The sequence below is a fragment of the Mucilaginibacter sp. genome, from assembly GCF_964263795.1.
Taxonomy (GTDB): Bacteria; Bacteroidota; Bacteroidia; order Sphingobacteriales; family Sphingobacteriaceae; genus Mucilaginibacter.
Genome location: NZ_CAXVWK010000104.1, coordinates 13,196 through 34,973 on the forward strand (window position 1 = coordinate 13,196; position 21,778 = coordinate 34,973).

19 protein-coding genes and 1 tRNA gene are annotated in these 21,778 nt (G+C 42.0%); 7 read left to right on the forward strand and 13 right to left on the reverse strand.

What is annotated here, in order from left to right:
• Nucleotides 1–90 precede the first annotated feature (90 nt).
• Nucleotides 91–561: a ribonuclease HI gene (gene rnhA / locus ACE5CV_RS16875; protein ID WP_374951366.1), complete on the forward strand. Its 471-nt coding sequence runs from the start codon at nt 91–93 to the stop codon at nt 559–561.
• Between the two features lie 89 nt (nt 562–650).
• Here rnhA and ACE5CV_RS16880 read toward each other — a convergent pair whose 3' ends face one another.
• The 3 genes from ACE5CV_RS16880 to ACE5CV_RS16890 are packed head-to-tail and all read right to left on the reverse strand — an operon-like array spanning nt 651 to nt 2,579.
• Nucleotides 651–1,145 (reverse strand): metallophosphoesterase family protein, encoded by a 495-nt coding sequence (locus ACE5CV_RS16880; protein ID WP_374951367.1) that lies wholly within the window; start codon nt 1,143–1,145, stop codon nt 651–653.
• Between the two features lie 4 nt (nt 1,146–1,149).
• Nucleotides 1,150–1,809 carry a tRNA1(Val) (adenine(37)-N6)-methyltransferase gene (locus ACE5CV_RS16885; RefSeq protein ID WP_374951368.1) on the reverse strand — a complete coding sequence of 220 codons (660 nt, stop codon included), beginning with the start codon at nt 1,807–1,809 and terminating at the stop codon, nt 1,150–1,152.
• Nucleotides 1,810–1,856: 47 nt separating this feature from the next.
• Nucleotides 1,857–2,579 (reverse strand): glycosyltransferase family 2 protein, encoded by a 723-nt coding sequence (locus tag ACE5CV_RS16890; RefSeq protein ID WP_374951369.1) that lies wholly within the window; start codon nt 2,577–2,579, stop codon nt 1,857–1,859.
• Nucleotides 2,580–2,643: 64 nt separating this feature from the next.
• Between ACE5CV_RS16890 and ACE5CV_RS16895 the strand changes: the two genes are divergently transcribed.
• From ACE5CV_RS16895 to ACE5CV_RS16910, 4 genes are all read left to right on the forward strand, one after another.
• On the forward strand, nt 2,644–3,351 hold the full coding sequence (locus ACE5CV_RS16895) for a 3'-5' exonuclease (RefSeq protein ID WP_374951370.1): 708 nt from the start codon (nt 2,644–2,646) through the stop codon (nt 3,349–3,351).
• The gene (locus ACE5CV_RS16900; protein ID WP_374951371.1) at nt 3,351–3,719 is read left to right on the forward strand and encodes a DUF1801 domain-containing protein; all 369 of its coding nucleotides are present in this window, start codon (nt 3,351–3,353) and stop codon (nt 3,717–3,719) included. The genes ACE5CV_RS16895 and ACE5CV_RS16900 overlap by 1 nt, the downstream gene beginning before the upstream one ends.
• 71 nt (nt 3,720–3,790) lie before the next feature.
• Nucleotides 3,791–5,929 carry a ribonuclease R gene (gene rnr / locus ACE5CV_RS16905; protein WP_374951372.1) on the forward strand — a complete coding sequence of 713 codons (2,139 nt, stop codon included), beginning with the start codon at nt 3,791–3,793 and terminating at the stop codon, nt 5,927–5,929.
• A 76-nt stretch (nt 5,930–6,005) separates the two neighbouring features.
• Nucleotides 6,006–6,980 carry a polyprenyl synthetase family protein gene (locus ACE5CV_RS16910; protein WP_374951373.1) on the forward strand — a complete coding sequence of 325 codons (975 nt, stop codon included), beginning with the start codon at nt 6,006–6,008 and terminating at the stop codon, nt 6,978–6,980.
• 37 nt (nt 6,981–7,017) lie between these two features.
• Here the strand turns inward: ACE5CV_RS16910 and ACE5CV_RS16915 are convergent, their stop codons facing one another.
• From ACE5CV_RS16915 to ACE5CV_RS16945, 7 genes are all read right to left on the reverse strand, one after another.
• Nucleotides 7,018–10,260: an error-prone DNA polymerase gene (locus ACE5CV_RS16915; protein ID WP_374951374.1), complete on the reverse strand. Its 3,243-nt coding sequence runs from the start codon at nt 10,258–10,260 to the stop codon at nt 7,018–7,020.
• Nucleotides 10,260–11,762, reverse strand: a complete 1,503-nt coding sequence (locus ACE5CV_RS16920) for a DNA polymerase Y family protein (RefSeq protein WP_374951375.1) — start codon at nt 11,760–11,762, stop codon at nt 10,260–10,262. Before ACE5CV_RS16920 ends, ACE5CV_RS16915 begins: the two co-directional genes overlap by 1 nt.
• A 2-nt stretch (nt 11,763–11,764) precedes the next feature.
• Nucleotides 11,765–12,559 carry an ImuA family protein gene (locus tag ACE5CV_RS16925; RefSeq protein ID WP_374951376.1) on the reverse strand — a complete coding sequence of 265 codons (795 nt, stop codon included), beginning with the start codon at nt 12,557–12,559 and terminating at the stop codon, nt 11,765–11,767.
• A 19-nt stretch (nt 12,560–12,578) separates the two neighbouring features.
• Nucleotides 12,579–12,959, reverse strand: coding sequence for a hypothetical protein (locus tag ACE5CV_RS16930; RefSeq protein ID WP_374951377.1), 381 nt, complete (start codon nt 12,957–12,959; stop codon nt 12,579–12,581).
• A gap of 345 nt (nt 12,960–13,304) precedes the next feature.
• Complete coding sequence (locus ACE5CV_RS16935) at nt 13,305–13,820, reverse strand: DUF4142 domain-containing protein (RefSeq protein ID WP_374951378.1); 516 nt, start codon at nt 13,818–13,820, stop codon at nt 13,305–13,307.
• 9 nt (nt 13,821–13,829) lie between these two features.
• On the reverse strand, nt 13,830–14,837 hold the full coding sequence (locus ACE5CV_RS16940; protein ID WP_374951379.1) for an SDR family oxidoreductase: 1,008 nt from the start codon (nt 14,835–14,837) through the stop codon (nt 13,830–13,832).
• Between the two features lie 317 nt (nt 14,838–15,154).
• Nucleotides 15,155–15,228: transfer RNA gene (locus tag ACE5CV_RS16945), tRNA-His, on the reverse strand.
• Nucleotides 15,229–15,346: 118 nt separating this feature from the next.
• On the opposite strand from ACE5CV_RS16945, the gene ACE5CV_RS16950 reads away from it, so the two are divergent.
• Nucleotides 15,347–17,437, forward strand: a complete 2,091-nt coding sequence (locus tag ACE5CV_RS16950; protein WP_374951380.1) for a heavy metal translocating P-type ATPase — start codon at nt 15,347–15,349, stop codon at nt 17,435–17,437.
• A gap of 1 nt (nt 17,438) precedes the next feature.
• On the opposite strand, the gene ACE5CV_RS16955 is transcribed toward ACE5CV_RS16950, so the two are convergent.
• The 3 genes from ACE5CV_RS16955 to ACE5CV_RS16965 form a co-directional block, all read right to left on the reverse strand.
• The gene (locus tag ACE5CV_RS16955) at nt 17,439–18,344 is read right to left on the reverse strand and encodes a glycosyltransferase family 2 protein (protein ID WP_374951381.1); all 906 of its coding nucleotides are present in this window, start codon (nt 18,342–18,344) and stop codon (nt 17,439–17,441) included.
• Nucleotides 18,341–19,783, reverse strand: a complete 1,443-nt coding sequence (locus tag ACE5CV_RS16960; protein ID WP_374951382.1) for a flippase — start codon at nt 19,781–19,783, stop codon at nt 18,341–18,343. The genes ACE5CV_RS16955 and ACE5CV_RS16960 overlap by 4 nt, the downstream gene beginning before the upstream one ends.
• Before the next feature lie 108 nt (nt 19,784–19,891).
• Entirely contained in the window at nt 19,892–20,713 is an 822-nt protein-coding gene (locus ACE5CV_RS16965) for a 2OG-Fe(II) oxygenase (protein WP_374951383.1), read from the reverse strand.
• Nucleotides 20,714–20,920: 207 nt separating this feature from the next.
• Here ACE5CV_RS16965 and ACE5CV_RS16970 point away from each other — a divergent pair, with 207 nt between their 5' ends.
• A complete protein-coding gene (locus ACE5CV_RS16970; RefSeq protein ID WP_374951384.1) occupies nt 20,921–21,778 on the forward strand; it encodes a glycosyltransferase family 2 protein in 858 nt (285 codons plus the stop codon).

Here is a 21,778-nt window from a genome sequence, read left to right on the forward strand (position 1 = left end):
GCGATTACCCGTAACGATTATTTTTCAAAACACTACTTTTGCCCTTAACCAATGGCCCATAGCCGTGCAGGTAACGGATAAATTAACTAAATGATAGAGATCTATACAGACGGCGCATCCAGTGGTAACCCGGGGCCGGGCGGTTTTGGGGTAATACTGCGCTCGGGTAAACATTATAAAGAAATCAGCGCAGGTTTCCGTAAGACTACTAATAACAGAATGGAGTTGCTGGCCGTCATCACCGGGTTAGAAGCTATTAAAACGCCTAACCAGCAGGTTACTGTCTACTCTGATTCTAAGTATGTGATTGACTCCATTGAAAAGCGCTGGGTTAACGGCTGGGTTACCAAAGGCTTTGCAGGCAAAAAGAATAAAGACCTGTGGATCCGCTATCTGAATATTGCCAAAATGCACCAGGTAAAGTTTGTATGGGTACGCGGGCACAACGGCCACCCCGAAAATGAGCGATGTGATGAACTGGCCGTTGCCGCCGGTAAACAAAAAGATTTGCAGATTGATTCGGTATTTGAAATGGAAATGGGTAAGGCTAACTTGTTGTAGGCAACAAGCGCTGCACTTTTCATTGTTTAACAGACCTTAAACCGCCTACGATTAATAGTGGCGAAAATTCGTAATGGCTTTAAATGCGCTTACTTTCCCCCCAGCTCAATAATTTCCATGTCATGTATCCGCTGTTCGGTTATCGTGAATCGCAGTAAGGTGCGCACTTTATGCCAGCCCTGTTTACCTGCAGCGCCGGGATTTAAGTGCAGGCAACTGATCTTTTTATCGTAAATAACCTTTAAAATATGCGAATGCCCGGCAATAAATAATTGTGGTGGATTTTTGTAAATTTCGGTTTTAACCAAAGGGTTGTACCTATCGGGATAACCACCAATGTGGGTAATCCATACATCTACATCTTCGCACTTAAAACGCAAGTTTTCAGGATATTGTAACCTTATATCTTGCCCGTCTATGTTGCCATAAACGCCTCTTAGCGGTTTAAAAGAGGCAAGTTCATCGGCCAGTTCAATAGTTCCAAAATCGCCCGCATGCCATACTTCGTCGCACTGGTCAAAGTGCTTAAATACCGCATTATCAAGATAGCTATGCGTGTCAGATATTAGGCCTATTCGGGTCATGATATTAGAAGATAGTTAAGAAATCCTTTAAAAGGCATTGGTAGTCAGAAGAGTAAATTTTAGGTTGATCGTAAATTACAAAAGTGCTTTCGGTGAAACTTTTTTTGTCCCTGCCTATTACCAATACCTTTCGGTGAGGCTGATCATTTGGATAAGAGTTAATGCATATTTGTTTTTGCAAATATAAATTACTTGCCGGCAGCAGCTGTTCTACTAACGATGCTGTTTCTAAAGGTAAAATCAACTGGCAAGTCCCGGAATCAGATAAATGTTGAGATATGCTGACTACCAAATTTTTATAAAATCCGTTATTAGCATGACGAGCTAAATTTCGCCTGGGGCCTGGTGATTCCAGCGAATTCAGAAAAAATGGCGGGTTAGACACGATAAGATCATACTTCCGATCAGGAAATTGTTCGGAGTAAGCTTCAAATCCCATTGCAAAAAGTGCCATGCGTTTTACAAACTGTGATTTTGCAAAATTTGATAGGGAGGTATCTGCCGCCACTTGGTCAATCTCAACAGCGTCTATCACCGCATCTGGGAAACGCTGCGCCAGCATTAAGGCAATTACGCCAGTACCGGTTCCTATATCCAGGATCGTCTGAGGGTTAATATGTTGAGCCATTGCACCTAATAATACCCCATCTGTATTAATCTTCATGGCACAACCCCTCTGGTCTACCTCAAACTGTTTAAATTTAAAGATGCTCATCTGCTAAACATCCCGTACTTTAAAATGCAGTATAAAGCACGCACACCATCTTTCCAGCCTATTTTTTTCCCTTCATCGTAGGTGCGGCCGTAATAGGATATACCAACCTCATAAATGCGGATGTTAGGGATCCGGGCAATTTTAATTGTCACCTCCGGTTCAAATCCAAAACGTTGCTCTTGTAAAGATATTGATTGTATCAGATTGGTATTAAACAACTTATAGCAGGTTTCCATATCGGTAAGGTTTAAGTTACTTACCATATTACAGGCAAAAGTAAGCCAACGGTTACCTATAGTATGCCAAAAAAAGAGGATGCGGTGCGGATTGCTACCCATAAAACGCGAACCGTAAACCACATCGGCAAAACCACTGCAAACAGGTTTAAGCAGGTCGTTATATTCGGCAGGATCATACTCAAGATCGGCATCTTGGATAATCAGATATTCACCGGTGGCGTGCTGTATTCCTGTATGTAACGCAGCTCCTTTGCCTTTATTAACTTGGTGTTTAAGGTAACGGATGTTTAGCCCCGCATTTTCGGAATGATAAGCCGCAATAGTAAGCTGTGTATTATCAGTTGAGCAATCATCTACTATAATGATCTCCTTGCTAATGCCTTCTGTCAGTTCAACAGCCTTGATCTTATCCAGGATCTTAAAGATGGTTCTGGCTTCGTTGTAAGCCGGTATGATGATGGATAATTTTTCTATTTTCATGGCGCAGATAGCGGGCTAAAAATAAATAATATAATTTTAGCTTCGAATTAAACTTAAAAGCCAAATGCTGGAACAATACGACCTGGGTAACCTGATGGTTTTAGATATTGAGACCGTACCGCAATACAGCAGCTTTGACGAATTGCCTGATGTATTGCAGGAACTTTGGGACCTTAAAACCCAGTATCAGCGCAAGGACGAAACCCCGCGCGAATTCTACGAACGTGCGGGGATCTGGGCCGAATTCGGCAAGATCGTTTGTATTTCGGTAGGAATTTTTTTAAATGGTAAAAAGACCGGCTTGCGTGTGAAATCGTTTGCCGGCCATGAAGAAAAAGATCTGCTGGAAGAATTTAGCCGCATGCTTACCGGGCAGCCGCTGAGCATTATTTTATGTGCTCATAACGGAAAAGAATTTGATTTTCCGTACATCTGCAGGCGGATGCTGCTCAACGGTGTTCAATTTCCACCTCACTTACAAATTACCGGTAAAAAGCCATGGGAGATCCCTCATTTGGATACTATGGAGCTTTGGAAATTTGGCGATTTTAAAAATTACACATCGCTAAACTTGCTCACGGCAATATTTAACATTCCTACATCAAAGGATGATATAGATGGCAGCCAGGTAGGCCATGTTTATTGGGTTGAAGATGACCTACCGCGCATTTGCACCTATTGCCAGAAGGATGTGATTGCAACAGCGCAGCTCATCCGGCGTTACCGGGGCGAGCCGTTAATAGCGGAGGATTGCATAACGGTTGTAGGATAATGTTAAAGGAAATCGACAATTTCTATTCCCAACAACCCGAGCCGGTACAAAGCTGTTTGCTTGCTTTGCGCGATATCATATTAAAGCAGGATGATGAAATTACATCCACCTGGAAATATGGAATGCCATTTTTCTGCTATCGGGGTAAAATGTTCGCTTATCTGTGGGTTCACAAACAATTGAAACAACCCTATATCGGTATTGTTGAAGGCAACAGGATTATTCATTCAAATCTGATCACTGGAAAACGGTCTCGAATGAAAATAATGTTGCTTGACGCTGGTCAGGACCTCCCTCTTGATAAGATAAATGATATTTTAACTCAAACACTCCACTTATACCGAAGTGGCCTGATTAAAGTATCCTGATGCCCTTTGTTTAAAATTCCTTTTTTCTTGCCTTACCTATCTTTCCGTATCTTAGCAACAAACATTTAACAATGTCTAAAAAGACCAAACACAACTCTTCCATTAACCAGGTGCTTACGCAAATGGTGCTGGATATATTCGAACAAAACGGCAATACGCCGCTAAACCATAAGCAGGTTTCTGCCAAACTAAACGTCCGCGATCCGGATGCCCGCGGTGTGATTCTTGATGTATTAAAAGACGAAGCATTTAAAGGTGTACTTAAAGAAATTACACCAGGTAAATTTCAACTACTTGAACTTAAAACCTTTGTAGAAGGCAAAGTAGACCTGACTAACGATGGCTCTGCTTTTATAGTAACCGACGACCCATCTGAGACCGACATATTTGTTGCGCCCCGTAAATTACGTAACGCCCTTAATGGAGACCGTGTAAAAGTTTACGTGTATGCTAAGAGCAAGGGAAAACGCCAGGAAGGCGAAGTAATAGACATTTTGCAGCGTAATAAGATGGAGTTTACCGGGATTGTAAAGCTATCTGAACGCTTTGCGTTTTTTATCCCGGACGACCGTAAAATGATGCATGATATTTTTATCCCCATCAGCGATCTGAATGGTGCTAAGAACGGTATCAAGGCTATTGCCGAAATAACCGACTGGCCTGCCGGCGCGAAAAACCCGATAGGCCGCATTAAACATGTATTGGGCACACAGGGCGAGAACGATACGGAAATGAATGCCATACTGGCCGAGTACGGTTTCCCGCTGTCTTTCCCTAATGAAGTGGAGCAAGAAGCTAATGAGATCCCGGTTGAGATATCTAAGGAAGAAATAGCCAAACGCCGCGATTTTAGGCATACGCTTACTATCACCATTGATCCATTTGATGCAAAAGATTTTGATGATGCCATTTCTTTTAAGAAACTTGATAACGGCAATTACGAAGTTGGTGTACACATTGCAGACGTAGCACATTACATCATCCCCGATTCGGCTTTAGATAAAGAAGCTTACGAGCGCGGTACGTCTGTTTATTTGGTAGACAGGGTAATACCTATGCTGCCAGAGCGCTTATCCAACGGCTTGTGTTCCTTGCGTCCTAAAGAAGATAAATTGTGCTTTGCAGCAGTATTTGAACTGGATGAGAACGCCAATATCCAAACCGAATGGTATGGTAAAACGGTGATCCACAGCGATAGGCGCTTCACGTATGAAGAAGTACAAGATGTGATAGAAACCCAAACCGGCGATTACACCGAAGAGATTTTAAAGCTTAACGCATTAGCCTACAAATTGCGCGAGCGCAAGTTCAAAGCAGGCGCTATCAGTTTTGAAACCACAGAAGTGAAATTTAAACTGGATGAAACCGGTAAACCAACCGGTGTTTATGTTAAAGAGCGCAAGGATGCCCATAAGCTTATTGAAGATTTCATGCTTTTGGCTAATCGTAAAGTGGCGGAGTATGTAAGCAAAATGGGTAAAGGTAAACACAAATACACCTTTGTTTACCGCGCACACGATTCGCCAAAACCAGATGCGCTGGCCAGTTTTGCCCAATTTGCATCCAGGTTTGGTTACAAGATCAACACCAAAAACGATAAGGAAATAGCCCGCTCGCTTAATCATCTGATGGAAGATGTTGAAGGCAAAAAAGAACAGAACGTGCTTACCCATCTGGCTATCCGTTCAATGGCCAAGGCTATATATACCACTAAAACTTCAAGCCATTATGGTTTGGCTTTTGATCATTACACGCATTTCACCTCACCTATTCGCCGATACCCGGATGTAATGGTGCACCGTTTGCTGTTCCATTACCTTAATGGTGGCCAAAGCGCCAATGCTGACCATTACGAAGAGTTATGCAAGCACAGCAGCGCCATGGAGAAAAAAGCCGCAGATGCGGAGCGCTCATCAGTGAAATACAAACAGGCCGAATACCTGAAAGATCAGGTTGGCAATATATTTACGGGCATTATCTCTGGTGTGACGGAATGGGGCATGTATGTAGAAATTATTGAAAATAAATGTGAGGGGATGATCCGCCTGCGAGATATCAGCGACGATTTTTACACTTTGGACGAAAAGAACTACGCTATCATAGGGCAGCGTAAAAAGAAGGTTTACCAGTTAGGCGATGAAGTGAAAATAAGGGTTAAAAATGTTGACCTTACCAAAAAACAAATCGACTTTACACTGGTAAATGATTAGCATTGAATTGATTGGCATTGGTTAGCAGTAGAATATACTTTTACTTTTAACCATTTGCACAACCGATAAATACACAATGAGAAAATTAGAAGACCTGCAATTGCTGATTGCGAAATCAGTATCTGAATTAAAATACCCGGTGTATCCGGCAGAACTTTACGAACCCATCAGCTATATTTTGGCTTTAGGTGGCAAACGCATGCGCCCTGCCCTATTGCTGATGGCATGTGATCTTTTCGGGGGCGATGTGGAGTCGGCACTTCCTCCGGCGCTTGCTATAGAGGTGTTCCATAACTTTACGCTAATGCATGACGATATTATGGATAACGCGCCTATCCGTCGTGGTAAGATCACTGTACACGAAAAATGGAACCAAAATGTAGCAATACTCTCTGGCGATGTAATGCTGATAGAGGGCTACAAGCTGATGATGCAGGTACGTAACGAAATTTTACGCCAGGTGCTTGACGTTTTTAACAATACTGCTGTAGGTGTTTGCGAAGGCCAGCAACTGGATATGACTTTTGAAACAAGCGATAACATCAGCATTGCTGAATACATCAATATGATCCGTTTAAAAACAGCAGTTGTACTGGGTGGAGCTTTAAAGATAGGTGCACTGATAGGTAATGCCGATCAGCAAGATGCCGACCTTTTGTGCGAATTTGGCGAACAATTAGGTATTGCCTTTCAACTACAGGATGATATACTGGATGTATATGGTAACCCCGAAAAATTTGGGAAGCAGGTTGGCGGGGATATTATCTCTAACAAAAAAACCTACCTGTTAATTAAAGCACTTGAACTGGTTAAAAACGAGCAGGTGATCGATCTTAATAAATGGCTTTCAACGACAACTTTCAATCATTCTGAAAAGGTGACTGCAGTCACTCAAATTTATAATCAGCTGGATATTCGCCGGTTTGCTGAGGAGGAAATGCAAGCTTATGCAGAGAAAGCTTTTGAAGCATTAGAAAAGATCAACTTACCGGAAGACAGTAAACAATACCTGCGCGACTTTGCAGACGGACTGCTGGTAAGGGAGTATTAAATGTACTGGTAAAAAAATTCTGCTTTAAATATTCAAATTATCTAAAATTTCGCCCGCCGTAAAAGATGTCCTTTTTGGTGGTATCCCTTCCTTTCAAATTCTTATCAAGCGATGAAGGGAAAGGGTTTGTCGTTTCGTCTGCCCTGGAAAGGGTGAGCACCGGTAAATTCTCTTTGTTTGTTTGCGTAAGTCCACCCAGCATTTTAGTTATATCAAAACAGCGGCTAACAACAATATGCACCACTATCCCTTCACGCTGCAACTTACCCTCAACCATTAAAAGCCTCGCCTGCAATATTTCTTTACGGTATTTATCAAAAATATTCTGAAACACAACCAGGTTAGTAAAGCCCGACTCATCCTCGATAGTTATAAAACAAACCCCTTTAGCTGTACCCGGCCTTTGCCTTACTAATACCAGTCCTGCTACTTTTAAAAATGTGCCATCGGCTACTTCGTGGAGTTGGCCGGTAGGTGTTATCCGAAGCAGATCCAGTTTTTCCCTTAAAAAGCTTACCGGGTGCGCCTTTAAAGATAATGATGTAGTGGCGTAATCTTCTATCACGTGCTCTGAAACGGCCATTAAAGGTAATTCAACCTGGGTTTCAATGACACTTTCTGATGGCTGGCCGGCAAATAAAGCTACCGGCATATCTGCCAGTGCAGCTACTTCCCATAAGGCCTGCCTGCGATCTAATCCTAAAGAGCGGAAAGCATCTGCATCCGCCAGTTTCTCTAATGACAATTGCGATAATCCCGCATCCCTTAATGAAGTAATGGTTTTGAACTCCGTCTTTTTACGTGCCTTGGTAAAAATGATGAGTTCCTCTTCCTTAAGTCCTTTTATTTGCCTGAACCCAATACGCAAATCACAGTACGTGCCTTCTTTTTCTTCTAAAGTATTATCCCAAAATGAATAACTGATATCTGCAGGATGTACTACCACACCATGGTTTCGCGCATCAATCACAATTTGAGCAGGCTGATAAAACCCCATAGGTAAACTGTTTAACAAGGCGGCGGCAAATACATCCGGATGGTAGCATTTTAACCAGGATGATACATATACCAATAATGCAAAGCTTGCCGCGTGGCTTTCCGGAAAACCGTAACTGCCAAAGCCTTCCAGCTGGCGAAAGATCCTTTTGGCATAATCTTCCTCATAACCGCGGTTAACCATCCCGTCTATCAGTTTTCTTTGAAAACCACTTACCATGCCTTTGGCTTTAAAGGTGGCCATGCTCCTGCGTAACTCATCAGCCTCGGTAGCTGTAAAATTTGCAGCAACCATAGCTATTTCCATAGCCTGCTCCTGGAATAAGGGCACTCCTTTAGTCCGTGTTAAAATTGGCCTTAATTCTTCGTTGGGATATTTTTCCTCTTCTAATCCATCCCGTCGGCGTAAATATGGGTGCACCATATCGCCCTGTATAGGGCCGGGCCTCACAATGGCTACCTCTATCACCAGGTCATAAAATTTCCGCGGTTTCAACCGTGGCAACATCGACATTTGTGCACGGCTTTCTATCTGGAAAACCCCTAAAGTATCTGCCTCGCAGATCATATCATATACTTTAGGGTCATCTTCTTTGTTGATCTTTGCAAGCGTGAGGTCTAAATTATAATGCTTTTTTGCCAGATCAAAAGCTTTGCGGATGCAGGTAAGCATGCCAAGGCCTAACACATCTACCTTTAAAAATCCAAGCGTATCAATATCATCTTTGTTCCATTCTACACAGGTGCGGTTATCCATGCGGGCGTTCATTATCGGGCACAGATCGGATAATTTACCTTTTGTAATTACAAAACCGCCGGTATGCTGCCCTAATTGCCTTGGGAAACCTAAAAGCTGGCTGGTAAGTTCAAGAACTTTTTTTAGATGCGGATCATCAGGATTGAGGCCCTGTTCCTTTAAATTATCGCCTTGGAGAAACTCTTCGGTAAAATCCCAAACAGATTTAGATATGCGGGTAATGGTATCGCCGGATAAACCCATTGCCTTACCCACATCCCGTATAGCACCTTTATGCCGCTCCTGTGTCACGGTAGCTACAATTGCAGATCGATCGCGCCCATACTTTTCATAAATGTATTGGATCACCTCCTCACGGCGTTCATGCTCAAAATCCACGTCTATATCAGGCGGTTCGTCACGCGCATCAGACATGAACCGTGCAAAAAGCAGATTAAATTTAGATGGATCCACCGATGTTATACCCAGGCAATAACAAACCACAGAATTTGCTGCCGAGCCCCGCCCCTGGCATAAAATATTCCTGCTTCTGGCAAAATGCACATAATCGTAAACAGTTAAAAAGTACGACGCATAATTTCTTTTTTCCATAAAGTCCAGCTCTTCTATTATTGAGTTTTCGACTTTCTCAGGAATTCCATCCGGGTACAGTTCTTTTGCGCCCTGCCAGGTTAAGTGCACCAGTTCCTGTTGCGGGGTGCGCCCATCGTTTGTTATTTCTTCCGGGTAAACGTATTTAAGTTCGCTTAAGCAAAAGTTGCAGGCATCCGCTATGGCCTGGCTGTTAGCTATGGCATCCGGATATCTCTGAAACAAGCGCTCCATCTCATCTATGGGTTTTAGATAGCGCTCGGCATTTTGATGAAGTTTAAATCCAGCTGTTTGGATAGTGCACTTTTCGCGTACACAAGTAAGTACATCTTGTAATTGCCGCCGGGCAGGCTCGTGGTAATGTACATCATTGGTTGCTGCCAGCGGGATGCCTGTAGCTTTAGAAAGCTGCGCTAACCTGAACATTTTTTTACCATCATCACCCTGATAATAACGTGTTGCGGCAAGATACACATGGCTTCCAAATGCCCCAGCGTAATCATTTAAATGCTGCTGAAAGGTGGCCTCGAACTCAAAGGTTTCATTCAATACATCAGGCGGAATTATAATAAACTTCATTCCCTCGGCATACGCAAATACATCAGCCTTGTATAAATGGCACTGTCCCTTTTCGGCACGCAGGTTACCAATCGTGAGTAAATTAGACAAGCGGCTGTACGCTTCCCTGCATGTTGGATAAGCGAGTAAACTTGGCCCGTCGAGCAGATCTAACCTGCACGCAGGAATAAGCCTTATAGCATATCCCATTTTTTTTGCAACCGCATGTCCGCGTACTATCCCCGCAAAGCTATTGCGGTCTGTTATGGCAATGGCGTTGTAACCTAATTTATGCGCATGTTCTACTAACTCCTCGGGATGAGAAGCGCCACGCAAAAAAGTAAAGTTGCTGGTTACCTGTAATTCTGTATACTTCATTATGCAAAAAAACCATGTATAAACCACTGATCGTCACCCGATCCGCTGTAATGCCCTGATCTAAAAACCCAGTACCGCTGCCCGTCCTGATCTTCCACATTGTAATAATCACGGTGTTGCCCATCATCCAGCCACCACTCGCGTTCAATACGCTCGGGGCCATCCGCCTTACGCACGTAATGCCGCTTACCCTGATAAATAAATACCATAGGCGGATAATCGGGAACGGGAGCGGTTACATCAATTGGCTGAGGCTGTGCTAAAAGCTGCGTAGGACGGGGTTTATCATTTCGCCAGTCAATAGCAGGCTTTTCGTTTAAAGATGCCGCTTTTTTTAATGAGCGTTCGGGCCAGTAATGCTCGTCAGGCAAATAGCGGTGAATGGTTTCAGCACCAACCTTGCCGGCTATCTTATCCAGCAATTCGGCCACTGCTAAATCATCCACGCCGGGCTTTCCTGCCCACAAAGCTTCCTGCATGGGTGATACATCTTCCACTTTAGCAGCCTCCATCACAAACAGTTCTATGCCCAGCGCAGGTTCAATATGGGCAATCTTCAATTCAAACAACTTAAAAAGATGGCTGGTGTTATAAGTTGCAGTGTTAGTACCTATTTGCACCTGCTCTACCCTGCCATCGACCCTGTAACCCTTTAAAATGGCAGTACGCAGCCCTTTTCCTTCGGCCTGCAAACGCAGGCAAAGGGCTGCTAATAACTTTTGAATAGCTATCTCAATGCCTGTAACTGTACGGATGGCTTCCAGGCAAGGCAGCCTTTCCTGGTAAGGTGGTATAATATGTATAGGATTGATCACTTCATCCTCTGTGCCCAGCGCCTGCCCCAATCTGATCAATACGCCTTCACCAAAACGGCGACGTAAGACCGAGCGAGGCATATCGATAAAGCTTTTAATGCTATGCAGCCCCAATTTTTGCAGGCGTTGTACATTGGTTTCATCTAAGCGCAAGGCTGCAGGTGGCAGCGCAAGCAAAGCAGCTGCATGCGCCCCTTTATCAATAAGTGGTGTTACGCTGCCATAGCGAGATACTGCCCAGGCCGCTCCAACTGTATCGGCCATAGCCGCCCGTACATAGTAACCTTGGCTTTTGAACCGGGTAATGATCTCCTTTAAATAGGCCCTTTCCCCTCCCCATAAATGGGTACAGCCACTTACATCCAATATTAAACCATCGGGCATATCAACAGCTATTATGGGAGTGTACCTGATGCACCACTCACCAAGTGCTTTTAATAAACTGGCATCACGGCCAGGTTTATCATTAAATACCTTTAACGCCGTAATAATTGCTTTTGCATCTGCAACAGGCATACCAATATGTACACCTTCGTTAATTGCAAATAAGTTGGCAGATGTGACCAACATACGCCCATGATCCGGCGCTGCAAAAACCATAGGAACGCCATTAAGTTCGGGATGGCGGATAATCATCCAATCCGTTATTAAGTAACGAAACCATATGGCAACAAATCTTTTTTGCATGCTTAACCAACGTTTAAGATCTGCGCTTGTAATTCATCACCAGCCAAATAGTCTGACATCGCAACCAAATTAGCTGCCTGTAGTGTTTGCGATTGCAGGTTTGAAGGATTGTGATTAATAGCAACGAAACCACCGCCTTGCCACTCAATAGTCCACTGCCCGGGGTTACCGTTGCGTACTTTCAACAATTCCACATTCCATCTCGGGAAACCAACTCCAGGCATACCGGCCTCTAATTCGCTGGGTAATGATGTAATGTTCCAACGTGCAGTACAAGCAGTAGCAGTTAGTTTACGGATATCTTTACGCATTATAAATCCCGTAACGCGGCTGTTCTCAACCGCCAGCTGTAACCTGCGCGATTGTGTAAAGCTTACTTGCTTTAATTCGGCTACCACTCCTGCTAAACCTTCGCATTTAAGGGCCTCTTCTGTAGCCCATAATACATCCCGCTCCCGTTTTAAGTCAATAAAAATTACCTTATCAGGCTCTACACCAAAGGCTTTTAGCGCGGGCGGGAACAGGCTGCGCGATACGCTTATCCATAAACATGCACCCCCTTGCATCATCAGGGAATTTAAAATGCCGGCCACAAAACCACCACAAGCAGCAGCATGTTCGGGTTCGGCGCTTAAAAATTCATGAACCGCACCAACCGGGAAAACGCCGTTTGGGAAAGCCTTTTCAACCGGGCCAAGCCCTATCGTTTGTGTAGATGCTGTTGGCAATTTAAAACCCTGCAGTTGCAAAATATCTTTTTGTAACCGGTTAATAATTTCTTTCCTGGCATCAGTCATCTCGGCTCTGTTTAAGTGGTCAGTTCAAATCCGGGTTAGGAAACACGGGTATAAATAAGGCCATATACGCGGTTAAATGAACCAGCATATGCCGGCCTATAGCCTGCCCTATCAACTGGATGGCATCTTCGTTAAGCGGACTTTGATAATATGGATTATAATTATCGGCGTTAAGTTCAAAGTAACGCAGTTGTTTATCATCTTCAGAAATTCGCTTATTACGATCATACCATTTTCCATCTTCCAAATGCATGGTAAGTGTTATAAATTCTTTGCCGTTATGAAATTCAATTATAAACTGCGGCGCATAAGGCATATCCCACTGCTCGGGCGACACTTCGTCCACCTGTATCCGGGTTAATCCCTGGCTTAATGTTACATCTATGTAGAACTCATCCATAACTTATCGACAAAAATAATACTAAAAATATTAGCATTTATAAATTGTTAATAAAAACTCGAAAGAATTGTTTTAATGGAAGGTTATAAACATAAAAAGCCTTACTACTGAACGACTTCAAAGTAAACTGAGATTTAGGATTACTGATACACGCGGCTAAAATTCTTTAATACGGCATGTCGGTATTATTGCTGCATTAATTGAAACACTTTAAGATTTGGATTCGGATAACCGGCTTATGACTAAGTTTATTTAATGATGTACGGATTAATAAAAATGGCGACCTAAATTAGGTCGCCATTTTTATTAAAGCATTTGGGTAAGTGATAGCGGTTTTAAACTAAGTTAACGCTTTGCTTCCATTTTTAATTTTTCATCTATAGCCTTGATTTCTTCCAAATGGTGTTTTAAAGTTGGCAGCATTTGTTGGGCAAAGGCTTTTACTTCAGGGTCTTTACCGGTTATTGCGTAATTCTGGAAGGTTTGCACCGTATTATTATGCCCGCTAACCATTGCATGAACATACATCTGATCGAACTTGGCACCGGCATTCTTGAGCATCAAATCGGGCTTAACACCGCCGGTAGCTGCAGGTGGCAAATCGATGCGCCTTTTTTTAGCCAGCTGCAAAAGTTGTTGCTCGGCACTACCATGATCTTTTAACATCATTTGCCCAAAAGATCTTACATCTGTACGTTTTGCCTGTTGAGAGGCAAGTTCGGCCGCGCTTACTTCCTGTAAATTTTTAATACTGGCTACAATTAAAAAATGTTTAGCCGTAGTATCCGGATCTGGCTGTGGGATCTGGGCTTTGGCTACTGTTCCAAAACCGAGCATTATTATGATTATTGCTTTTCTCATTTTTTTAAATTAAGGCATTCCCACACCACCTGATGAACCATAGATTTGCCCGGTGGCAAAGCTGGCATCGGCTGCTGCCAATTGTACATAAATAGACGCTAATTCAGCAGGTTGGCCGGGCCTGCCCAGCATAGTCCAGCTACCAAACATCTGCTGTTTCTCGGGTTGTGCTCCTCCGCTTATCTGCAGCGCAGTCCAAACCGGCCCGGGTGCCACACCATTTACACGTATACCTTTAGGGCCTAACTGTTTAGCTAAAGATTTAACATAATTCATAGTTGCTGCTTTGGTTTGCGCATAAGCGTACAGATCTGGTGACGGGTCATACGCCTGCTCAGATGTAGTACCTATAATTGCAGAACCGGCCGGCAAATGAGGTAATGCTTCTTTGATAATCCAAAAAGGTGCGTAAATATTGGTTTTCATGTGAGCGTCAAACTCTTCGGTGGTTAGATCGGCTATAGAGTTGACAGATTGCTGACGACCGGCATTATTTACAATAATATCCAGCCCACCCAGGCCGCTCACCGTTTTTTGAACCAGTTGCTTGCAAAACTCTTCGCTCCTAAGATCGCCGGGTATAGCGATGGCTTTGCGTCCCTCCTTTTTGATCAGGGCAATCACTTCCTGGGCATCCTGCTCTTCCGTTGGATAATAGTTGATGGCTACATCTGCGCCTTCCCTGGCATAAGCAATAGCTGCTGCCCTACCCATACCAGAATCGCCACCGGTGATCAGCGCCTTGCGGCCCTGTAACCGGCCCGAGCCTTTATAACTGGTTTCACCACAATCCGGAACAGGATCCATTTTACTTTGCAAACCAGGCCAGGGTTGTGGTTGGCTCCTGAATGGTGGTTTAGGGTGTAATTTGGTAGGGTCGCTGATCTTTGCAGGGCCATCTGCTGGCTTTAAACTTAAGCCATTGCCGGCAATAACAGGAGAAACTGCCGCAGCTGCAAGCGTGGTTCCTAATCCCGCCACTAATTGGCGGCGTGTTAGTTTATTATTATTGTTCATCCTTACAATTTTTGTTCATCACTATCGATGTCTATTTAACTTGTAAGAAATTAAATTGTTTATGAATTTTATATTTTATTTAAACCTGTTTCTAATCAGCAAAAAAAGTCTCCGTTTTGAAGAGGGGACTTGAAGGGATAACATGCGTAACAGTACCTTTTTATCCTAAATCGACAGAAAATAAAAATATCAAAAAGCCAACTAATTGATTATTAGGTATTTATTAATTTTTGCGGGTGTTCACGGCCGTGAACGTGAACACTTAGAGATGATTTTGATTAAACAAAAGAAGCCTCTCATTTCATGAGAGGCTTCTGGGTAAATGATGGGGCTCGAACCCACGACCCTCGGTACCACAAACCGATGCTCTAACCAACTGAGCTACATCTACCGTATTGGAGGCTGCAAAAATAGAAATCTTAAGCCAATTTGCAAAGGTTTTTTAAAATTACAATCGCCTTACCCTAATTATTTAGAACGATTTTAATTAATGACTAAATTTGTCATACATGGCAGAGCAATTAGTTGAGTTGAATGTTACAGGGATGCATTGCAACAATTGTGCGATGAGCATTCATAAGCTATTGGAAAAGAAAGGCTTTGAAAATGTACTGGTAAGTTTCGCATCTGAAGAGGTAAAATTTAGCACGGCCGATCAATCGGTTTTGCCTCAGATAATCAAAGATATCGAAGGTCTTGGTTTTAAAGTGGTAAATGAAGATCATCCTCAATCAGCTCCATTTTATAATAAGGTTGAAAATAAATTTACTTTTTGCGCCATTTTTACCGCCCCGCTTCTGCTGCACATGTTGTTTAGCTGGCACTTTTTGCACAACCCCATAGTACAACTCCTGCTATGCCTGCCAGTGTTTATTGTTGGATGCCTTCACTTCGGAAAAAGCGCTTATAGCTCTGTAAAAAATGGTTTGCCCAACATGGACGTGCTCATTTTTGTAGGTTCTGCTTCGGCATTTATTTATAGCCTGATCGGTACTGTTCAGCACCTTGGCGAATCTTACTTATTTTATGAAACCTGTGCTACAATTATCACATTGGTGTTATTAGGTAATGTTTTTGAAAAAAGGTCTGTCAATCAAACCACATCCGCTGTAAAGGACCTGATGAAATTTCAGCAGGTTAATGCTATCCGAATTCTTAAGGACGGAACAGAGGTTATCCCGGCTACTTCAGTACAAACCGGTGATATGCTGTTAATTAACGAGGGCGACCAAGTGCCGGTAGATGGTGAAATTATATCTGGTGATGCGCTGATTAACGAAGCTATGATCACCGGCGAAAGCGTACCTATAGCCAAAACTAAATATGATACGGTTATTGGCGGCACTATTGTACAACAAGGTAACCTTAAAATTATGGCTACCAAAGTGGGTAGTAACAGTATACTTTCGCAAATCATCGATTTAATGAAAAAGGCGCAGGCAGCCAAACCGCCAGTGCAAAAACTAGGAGATAAAGTAGCATCCATTTTTGTACCGGTTGTTATACTTATAGCCTTACTTACATTTGCTATCACCTATTTAGCAACCGGCGCAGGATTGCAGCACGCTATGATGAATGCCATCGCCGTAATGGTTATATCCTGCCCCTGTGCTATGGGATTAGCGACGCCCACAGCTGTCATGGTAGGTTTAGGCCGCGCTGCCAAAAATGGCATCCTGATCAAAGGTGGTGACACTATCGAAGCAGTAGCTAACACGAAATATGTTTTGTTTGATAAAACCGGCACGCTTACAACAGGGAAATTCAGCATACAGCAGATAGAGGCCGAAGCAGGGTTTGATCTGGCTTTTATTAAAGGTGCCATAACCGCAATAGAAGAACGGTCTAATCACCCCATCGCGAAGTCTTTAGTGCTGGGGTTAAAGGGAGAAGAGCAGCTAAAACTGATCTTAAAATCGGCTAAAGAAGAACGCGGCCTGGGCATGCGAGCGGAAGATATTTATGGTAACCATTATTTCCTGGGAACGGCAAAACACCAAGTAAACGATGACTTTAACTTATCGCTTTATCAAAACCAGGTTTTGATAGCACGTATCGCTGTTGATGATACCATAAAACCAGATGCTGCCGAACTGATAAAACAATTAAAAAAAGCCGGTATTACCCCTGTGTTGTTAAGTGGTGATAAAAAATCCCGCTGCCTTAAGGTTGCGCAGCAAATTGGAATTGAAGATATACATGCAGAAATGCTTCCCGATGATAAACTAAATATAGTTGACGTTTACCGCAAAAAAGGCAAAACTGTTATGATAGGCGACGGCATAAACGATGCCCCTGCACTTACCCAGGCCGATGTTGGTGTGTCAATGAACGATGCAAGCCAGATAGCAATTCAATCAGCAAGGGTAGTGCTGTTAAATACTGATTTAAAGTCGATAGTAAAATTTTTACAAATAAGCAGGCACACTTTGCTTACCATCAAACAAAACTTGTTTTGGGCTTTTGCTTACAACATTATAGCTATACCTGTTGCTGCCTTAGGCTTTTTAAATCCAATGGTTGGCGCGTTAGCCATGGCTTTTTCAGATGTGATCGTGATTGGAAACTCGTTACGACTGAAGGTAAAAAAGGTTGATTAATTCAATTACCTATCTTAAACTTCATTACCATTTTTCTAAATGCAAGCTTTTTAAAAAAGTAAGAACGTTTTTGTAATGACAGGAACTTTTCAAAATACATCTTTACCTCGCCCGTCATTTTTAATGCGTATTCACCATAAAATAAATTCGCTAATTCCAGGCGTATTGCCAGGAAATCGTCCTGTCCTTTTACTACTTTTAAAAGCTGTTCTCTAATGCTCCGATAGCGGCTTCGGGGTTTTTTATCAGCCTCTATAGTAACGTTATTATCATGTTTACGATACCTAACCAAAGGCTCATCGATTCGCTGTACGTTGCCAAAAGCGAAAGCCGCTACGGCTATCCAGTCATCATGATGAAAACGTACTTGGTTAGGAATCTCGCTAAACATCCGCGCCAAGGCGGGATTGAACAACATTGTGCAGCCATTTACAAACTGGTTGAACAACAACGTTTGTAAATTATGCTGATATTTTTCTTGTTGCCCCACCTCGTTCCAAAAGGACATATTTAATATATTATCATCCTTATCTACCAGCATTAGGTCAGAATACACCATGCATGGCATTCGTTCGCTATCAATTGTTTTTAAAAGGTTTGCGCATTTCTCTAACTTATCGGGCATCCACTCATCGTCCTGATCTGACAGGGAAATATAATTTCCTGCTTTGGCAAGCGCCACGCCTTTTTTAAAGTTCCCGATTACACCCAATTGAGCATTGTTAACTACATAAGTGAGTAATTCCTGCTGTTTGTAGCTTTCCAATATTGCTGCGGTGCCGTCTGTTGAGCAGTCGTCGCAAACTATAATTTCATCGGGCGTAACAGTTTGCCGTAATATCGATTCAATTTGCTGCTCAAGGTATTTCTGCCCGTTATAAGTGGCAATTACTACCGAGATATTCATTCCTTAACTGTTTTATTAAATTTCGTTTTCATTACATCTACCACCTCAAATACAAAATTATTTTTGAACAGAATGTATTGCACAGCTACATAAAATAAAGCACAAACACTAATAGATACAGCAAGTTTAATAGCCAACGGTAATGCAATATGTTTCTCTACCCATATTACCGGAATAAAGACAAGTGCGCTCGCAATTGCTTTTGGCAGTAAAGACCACTGATAACTAAATGAAAAATTCTTATTTATAAAATAGATATACAAAAGGGTTACCACAATTTCTGAGCAAATATTTGCTATCGAGGAGCCAATCTGTTGAAATGGCGGGATCAATAAAAAGTTTAACACCAAACAGGTGATCAAGCCGCCCATCACACACACAAACATTTCTTTGTTTCTACCTGACGGTACTAAAATCATAAACAGCAATATATGTGCAAATCCTATGATCAACGGTAAAAGCGACAAAATGCGCATACTGTTTGTTGCTTCCAAAAATGCTTTTCCAGAAAATAGAGTAATAAATTCAGGAGCCAATAACACAAGCCCAAACCCAATGGGTACCCCAAAAAACACTACAAACCTAAATGTTTGGTTAAGAATAAGTTGCACTTCGGCTAAGTTCTTCTCAGCAAATTCTTTAGCTATTTTAGGAATTAGTATTACACCCATAGAGGTAACAATCGGGATACTAATCTTGCTTAGTTTAACCGCCGCCGTGTACAAGCCCACAGACTTACTATCTGAAAGGAAGCCTAATAAAATGGTATCGCTATCGGCATACATGCTCGCAGCTATTGTAGAGCCAAAAATGAATAATAAAGGTGTTATATGCCTTTTCAGCCGCATGCCCCTAGTCACAAAACCTATTTTATTTCTTAATAATATAAGGCTCAGTATATTATTACCCAAGTAAGAAAACATGATCAGGTATAAATAAAAACTGTAATCGGCCGCATCACGGATAAATAAGAACATTAATAGTAATCCAATAATCTTAAAAGCGACAGACCGCAATGCAATCGATTTAAATTCCTCTAAACCCGTGTAAACCCATTCTACATATGAGCAGCCCAACAGCACCAGCAATATTGCCGCTTTATACATTTCACGATCGATACGGAAATACGGAAATAAATAGATTACGGCAATATATAGCGCGGTTAAGCAAATGCTTGTTAGAACGTAAATGGTAATCAACTCAGAAAACACCATCGACCGCCCCTGCTTGTCGTTGTGATAACGGGCAATCTCTCTCATGCCGTAAATAGGAATTCCGAAACCGGCTATTAAAGCAAAATATTGCGCGAATGAAAATACAAATTGAACTTTGCCAACGCCCTCTGGCCCTAATATCCTGGATATATAAGGGAAACTTAATATAGGAAATAGCAAATTGGATAGCGTGAGCAACAAATTATACAAGTAGTTTTTAGCCATACTATCTCATTGAAAGGGATAACGTTTAAGACAATTAACACCACATAATTGGAGACAAAATTTAACCTTTTGTGCAAGCAAGCATTTATGGTGTGTTAATACTTAAAATTATTTAAACATCTTTTTAAGATATTTCCACAATACAGGGGGCGTAGCTGCGCGCAATACATCTTTAATTGTTGTCGGCTCTTTTTCAACATCGTCAGCTTTACCCGCCCTGTTTACAAAAACTGTAGCATGTGCTCTATCACTTATCTCATTTTTAGGTCGGCCATTTGAGTAGTAATACAATGCAAGCGATTTACGGCTTCTATCTGGCGGGCAAGTAAGCGCATCAGGGTGGCCGTGGTAAGAAAAATCGGTAGTTGAGAAAATGGCTACCCTGTTAAACACAGGCAGTACCTTTCTGTGAGCTTTGGTCATATCCTCATCCCACAGCTCAAAGTGGCCGCCATAGCTTTCTTCCCAATCTTTATTTAAATAAACCAACAGGTTTATTCTTCGATCGAGTTTAGTAAGATCGTGTTTATTGAAATCTGCATGTACTTTTAACAACCCACCAGGCTTTATTTCATGGTAACCTCCGCCCATAAAATAAGGGTCGGGCACTAGCGTTTCTTTTATACCGGTCAACTCTTGTAGGAATTCTAAAACTGGCTGTGAATTTAGATAATGCATGAATGCTTTGATAGTATCGCTGAAATACCTTTCGCCTTTTGCCTCAAATTTCTTTTCGTTGTGGTTGTCATATGTAATGATATCCTTTTGTTTAGACAAGTCTGGAAAATCATCTACTACTTTGTTCAATACATCTACATTAAAGAAATCATCAAACACAATACTTGGGAATGGATTTGCATTAACATATTCTTCATGCCTGTCTTTACCAAGTTGCTTTAAATCTTTTATATCTGAATTGAGGTAGTTCATAAGTCGACTTTATTGGTTGCGAAGATAAGGATTAAATAAAAAGATAAATAATACCGGCCGGGATGTTTTTTTTGGCAAATACGTGTTTTTAGATCAGGCACCGTAATATTGCAATCTGTAAATACATATTTAACAAAGCACATGCACAAACCGGTTGCGTTGATATTACTTAATTGGAACACCCCAGTTCACACTATAAATTGCATTTTGTCGCTAAAACAGTATTGTAATGAAAAGTTGTTTGATATTATTATTACTGATAACGGATCGACCGATCAGTCGTTAGACGCAATTCATGCCCGCTTCCCTGAATTAATTTACATCGAAAACAATGAAAACCTTGGCTTTGCCGAAGGTAATAACCGGGCCTTAGAATATAGTATTGCGCACGGTTACGCTTATTCGTTACTTATAAATACTGATACCATTGTTGACGAAGATTTTATAACAAAACTTTATAAGCATTTAACTGATCATGTAGCAGCAGCCGCTGTGCAACCAGCTATTTACTGGCTACATGATAAAAGCAAGATCTGGAACGGCAAGGGAGGTTTTAACCAGGTTGCCGGTATGGTTTACTCCGGAAAAAACACCCCTACAACTCATGACTTAAGCACATTTAAAAATGCAGATTGGTTAACGGGTTGCTGTATGCTTCTTAGAAATGAAAGCTTATCCAGAACCGGTCTTTTTAATAAGCGTTTCTTTTTATATTATGAAGATGTGGAGCTTTCTTACCGGCTTCGCGATTTTGGCTATGAGTTGCATTATTTACCATCTGCAAAAATTTACCATGAAGCGGGGGTATCTGCTAAAGTACAGAAACCCGGGAATGAAGGCGCCCTAAGCCCCATCATTCATTATTATACCAGTCGTAACCGTTTGTGGTTTCTAAGAAAATACGGCAACCCTGTTTTTTGGCCTGTTTACTTCGTAAGCAGTGCCGCATATTACCTGCTTTTATTTACCTATTTTAAGCTTCGCGGTCGTAGTAAAAAGGCTGGTTATCTTTATAACGGAGTTAAAGAAGGTTTCTTGGAGTCAAAAAAAACAATCTGGCCATAA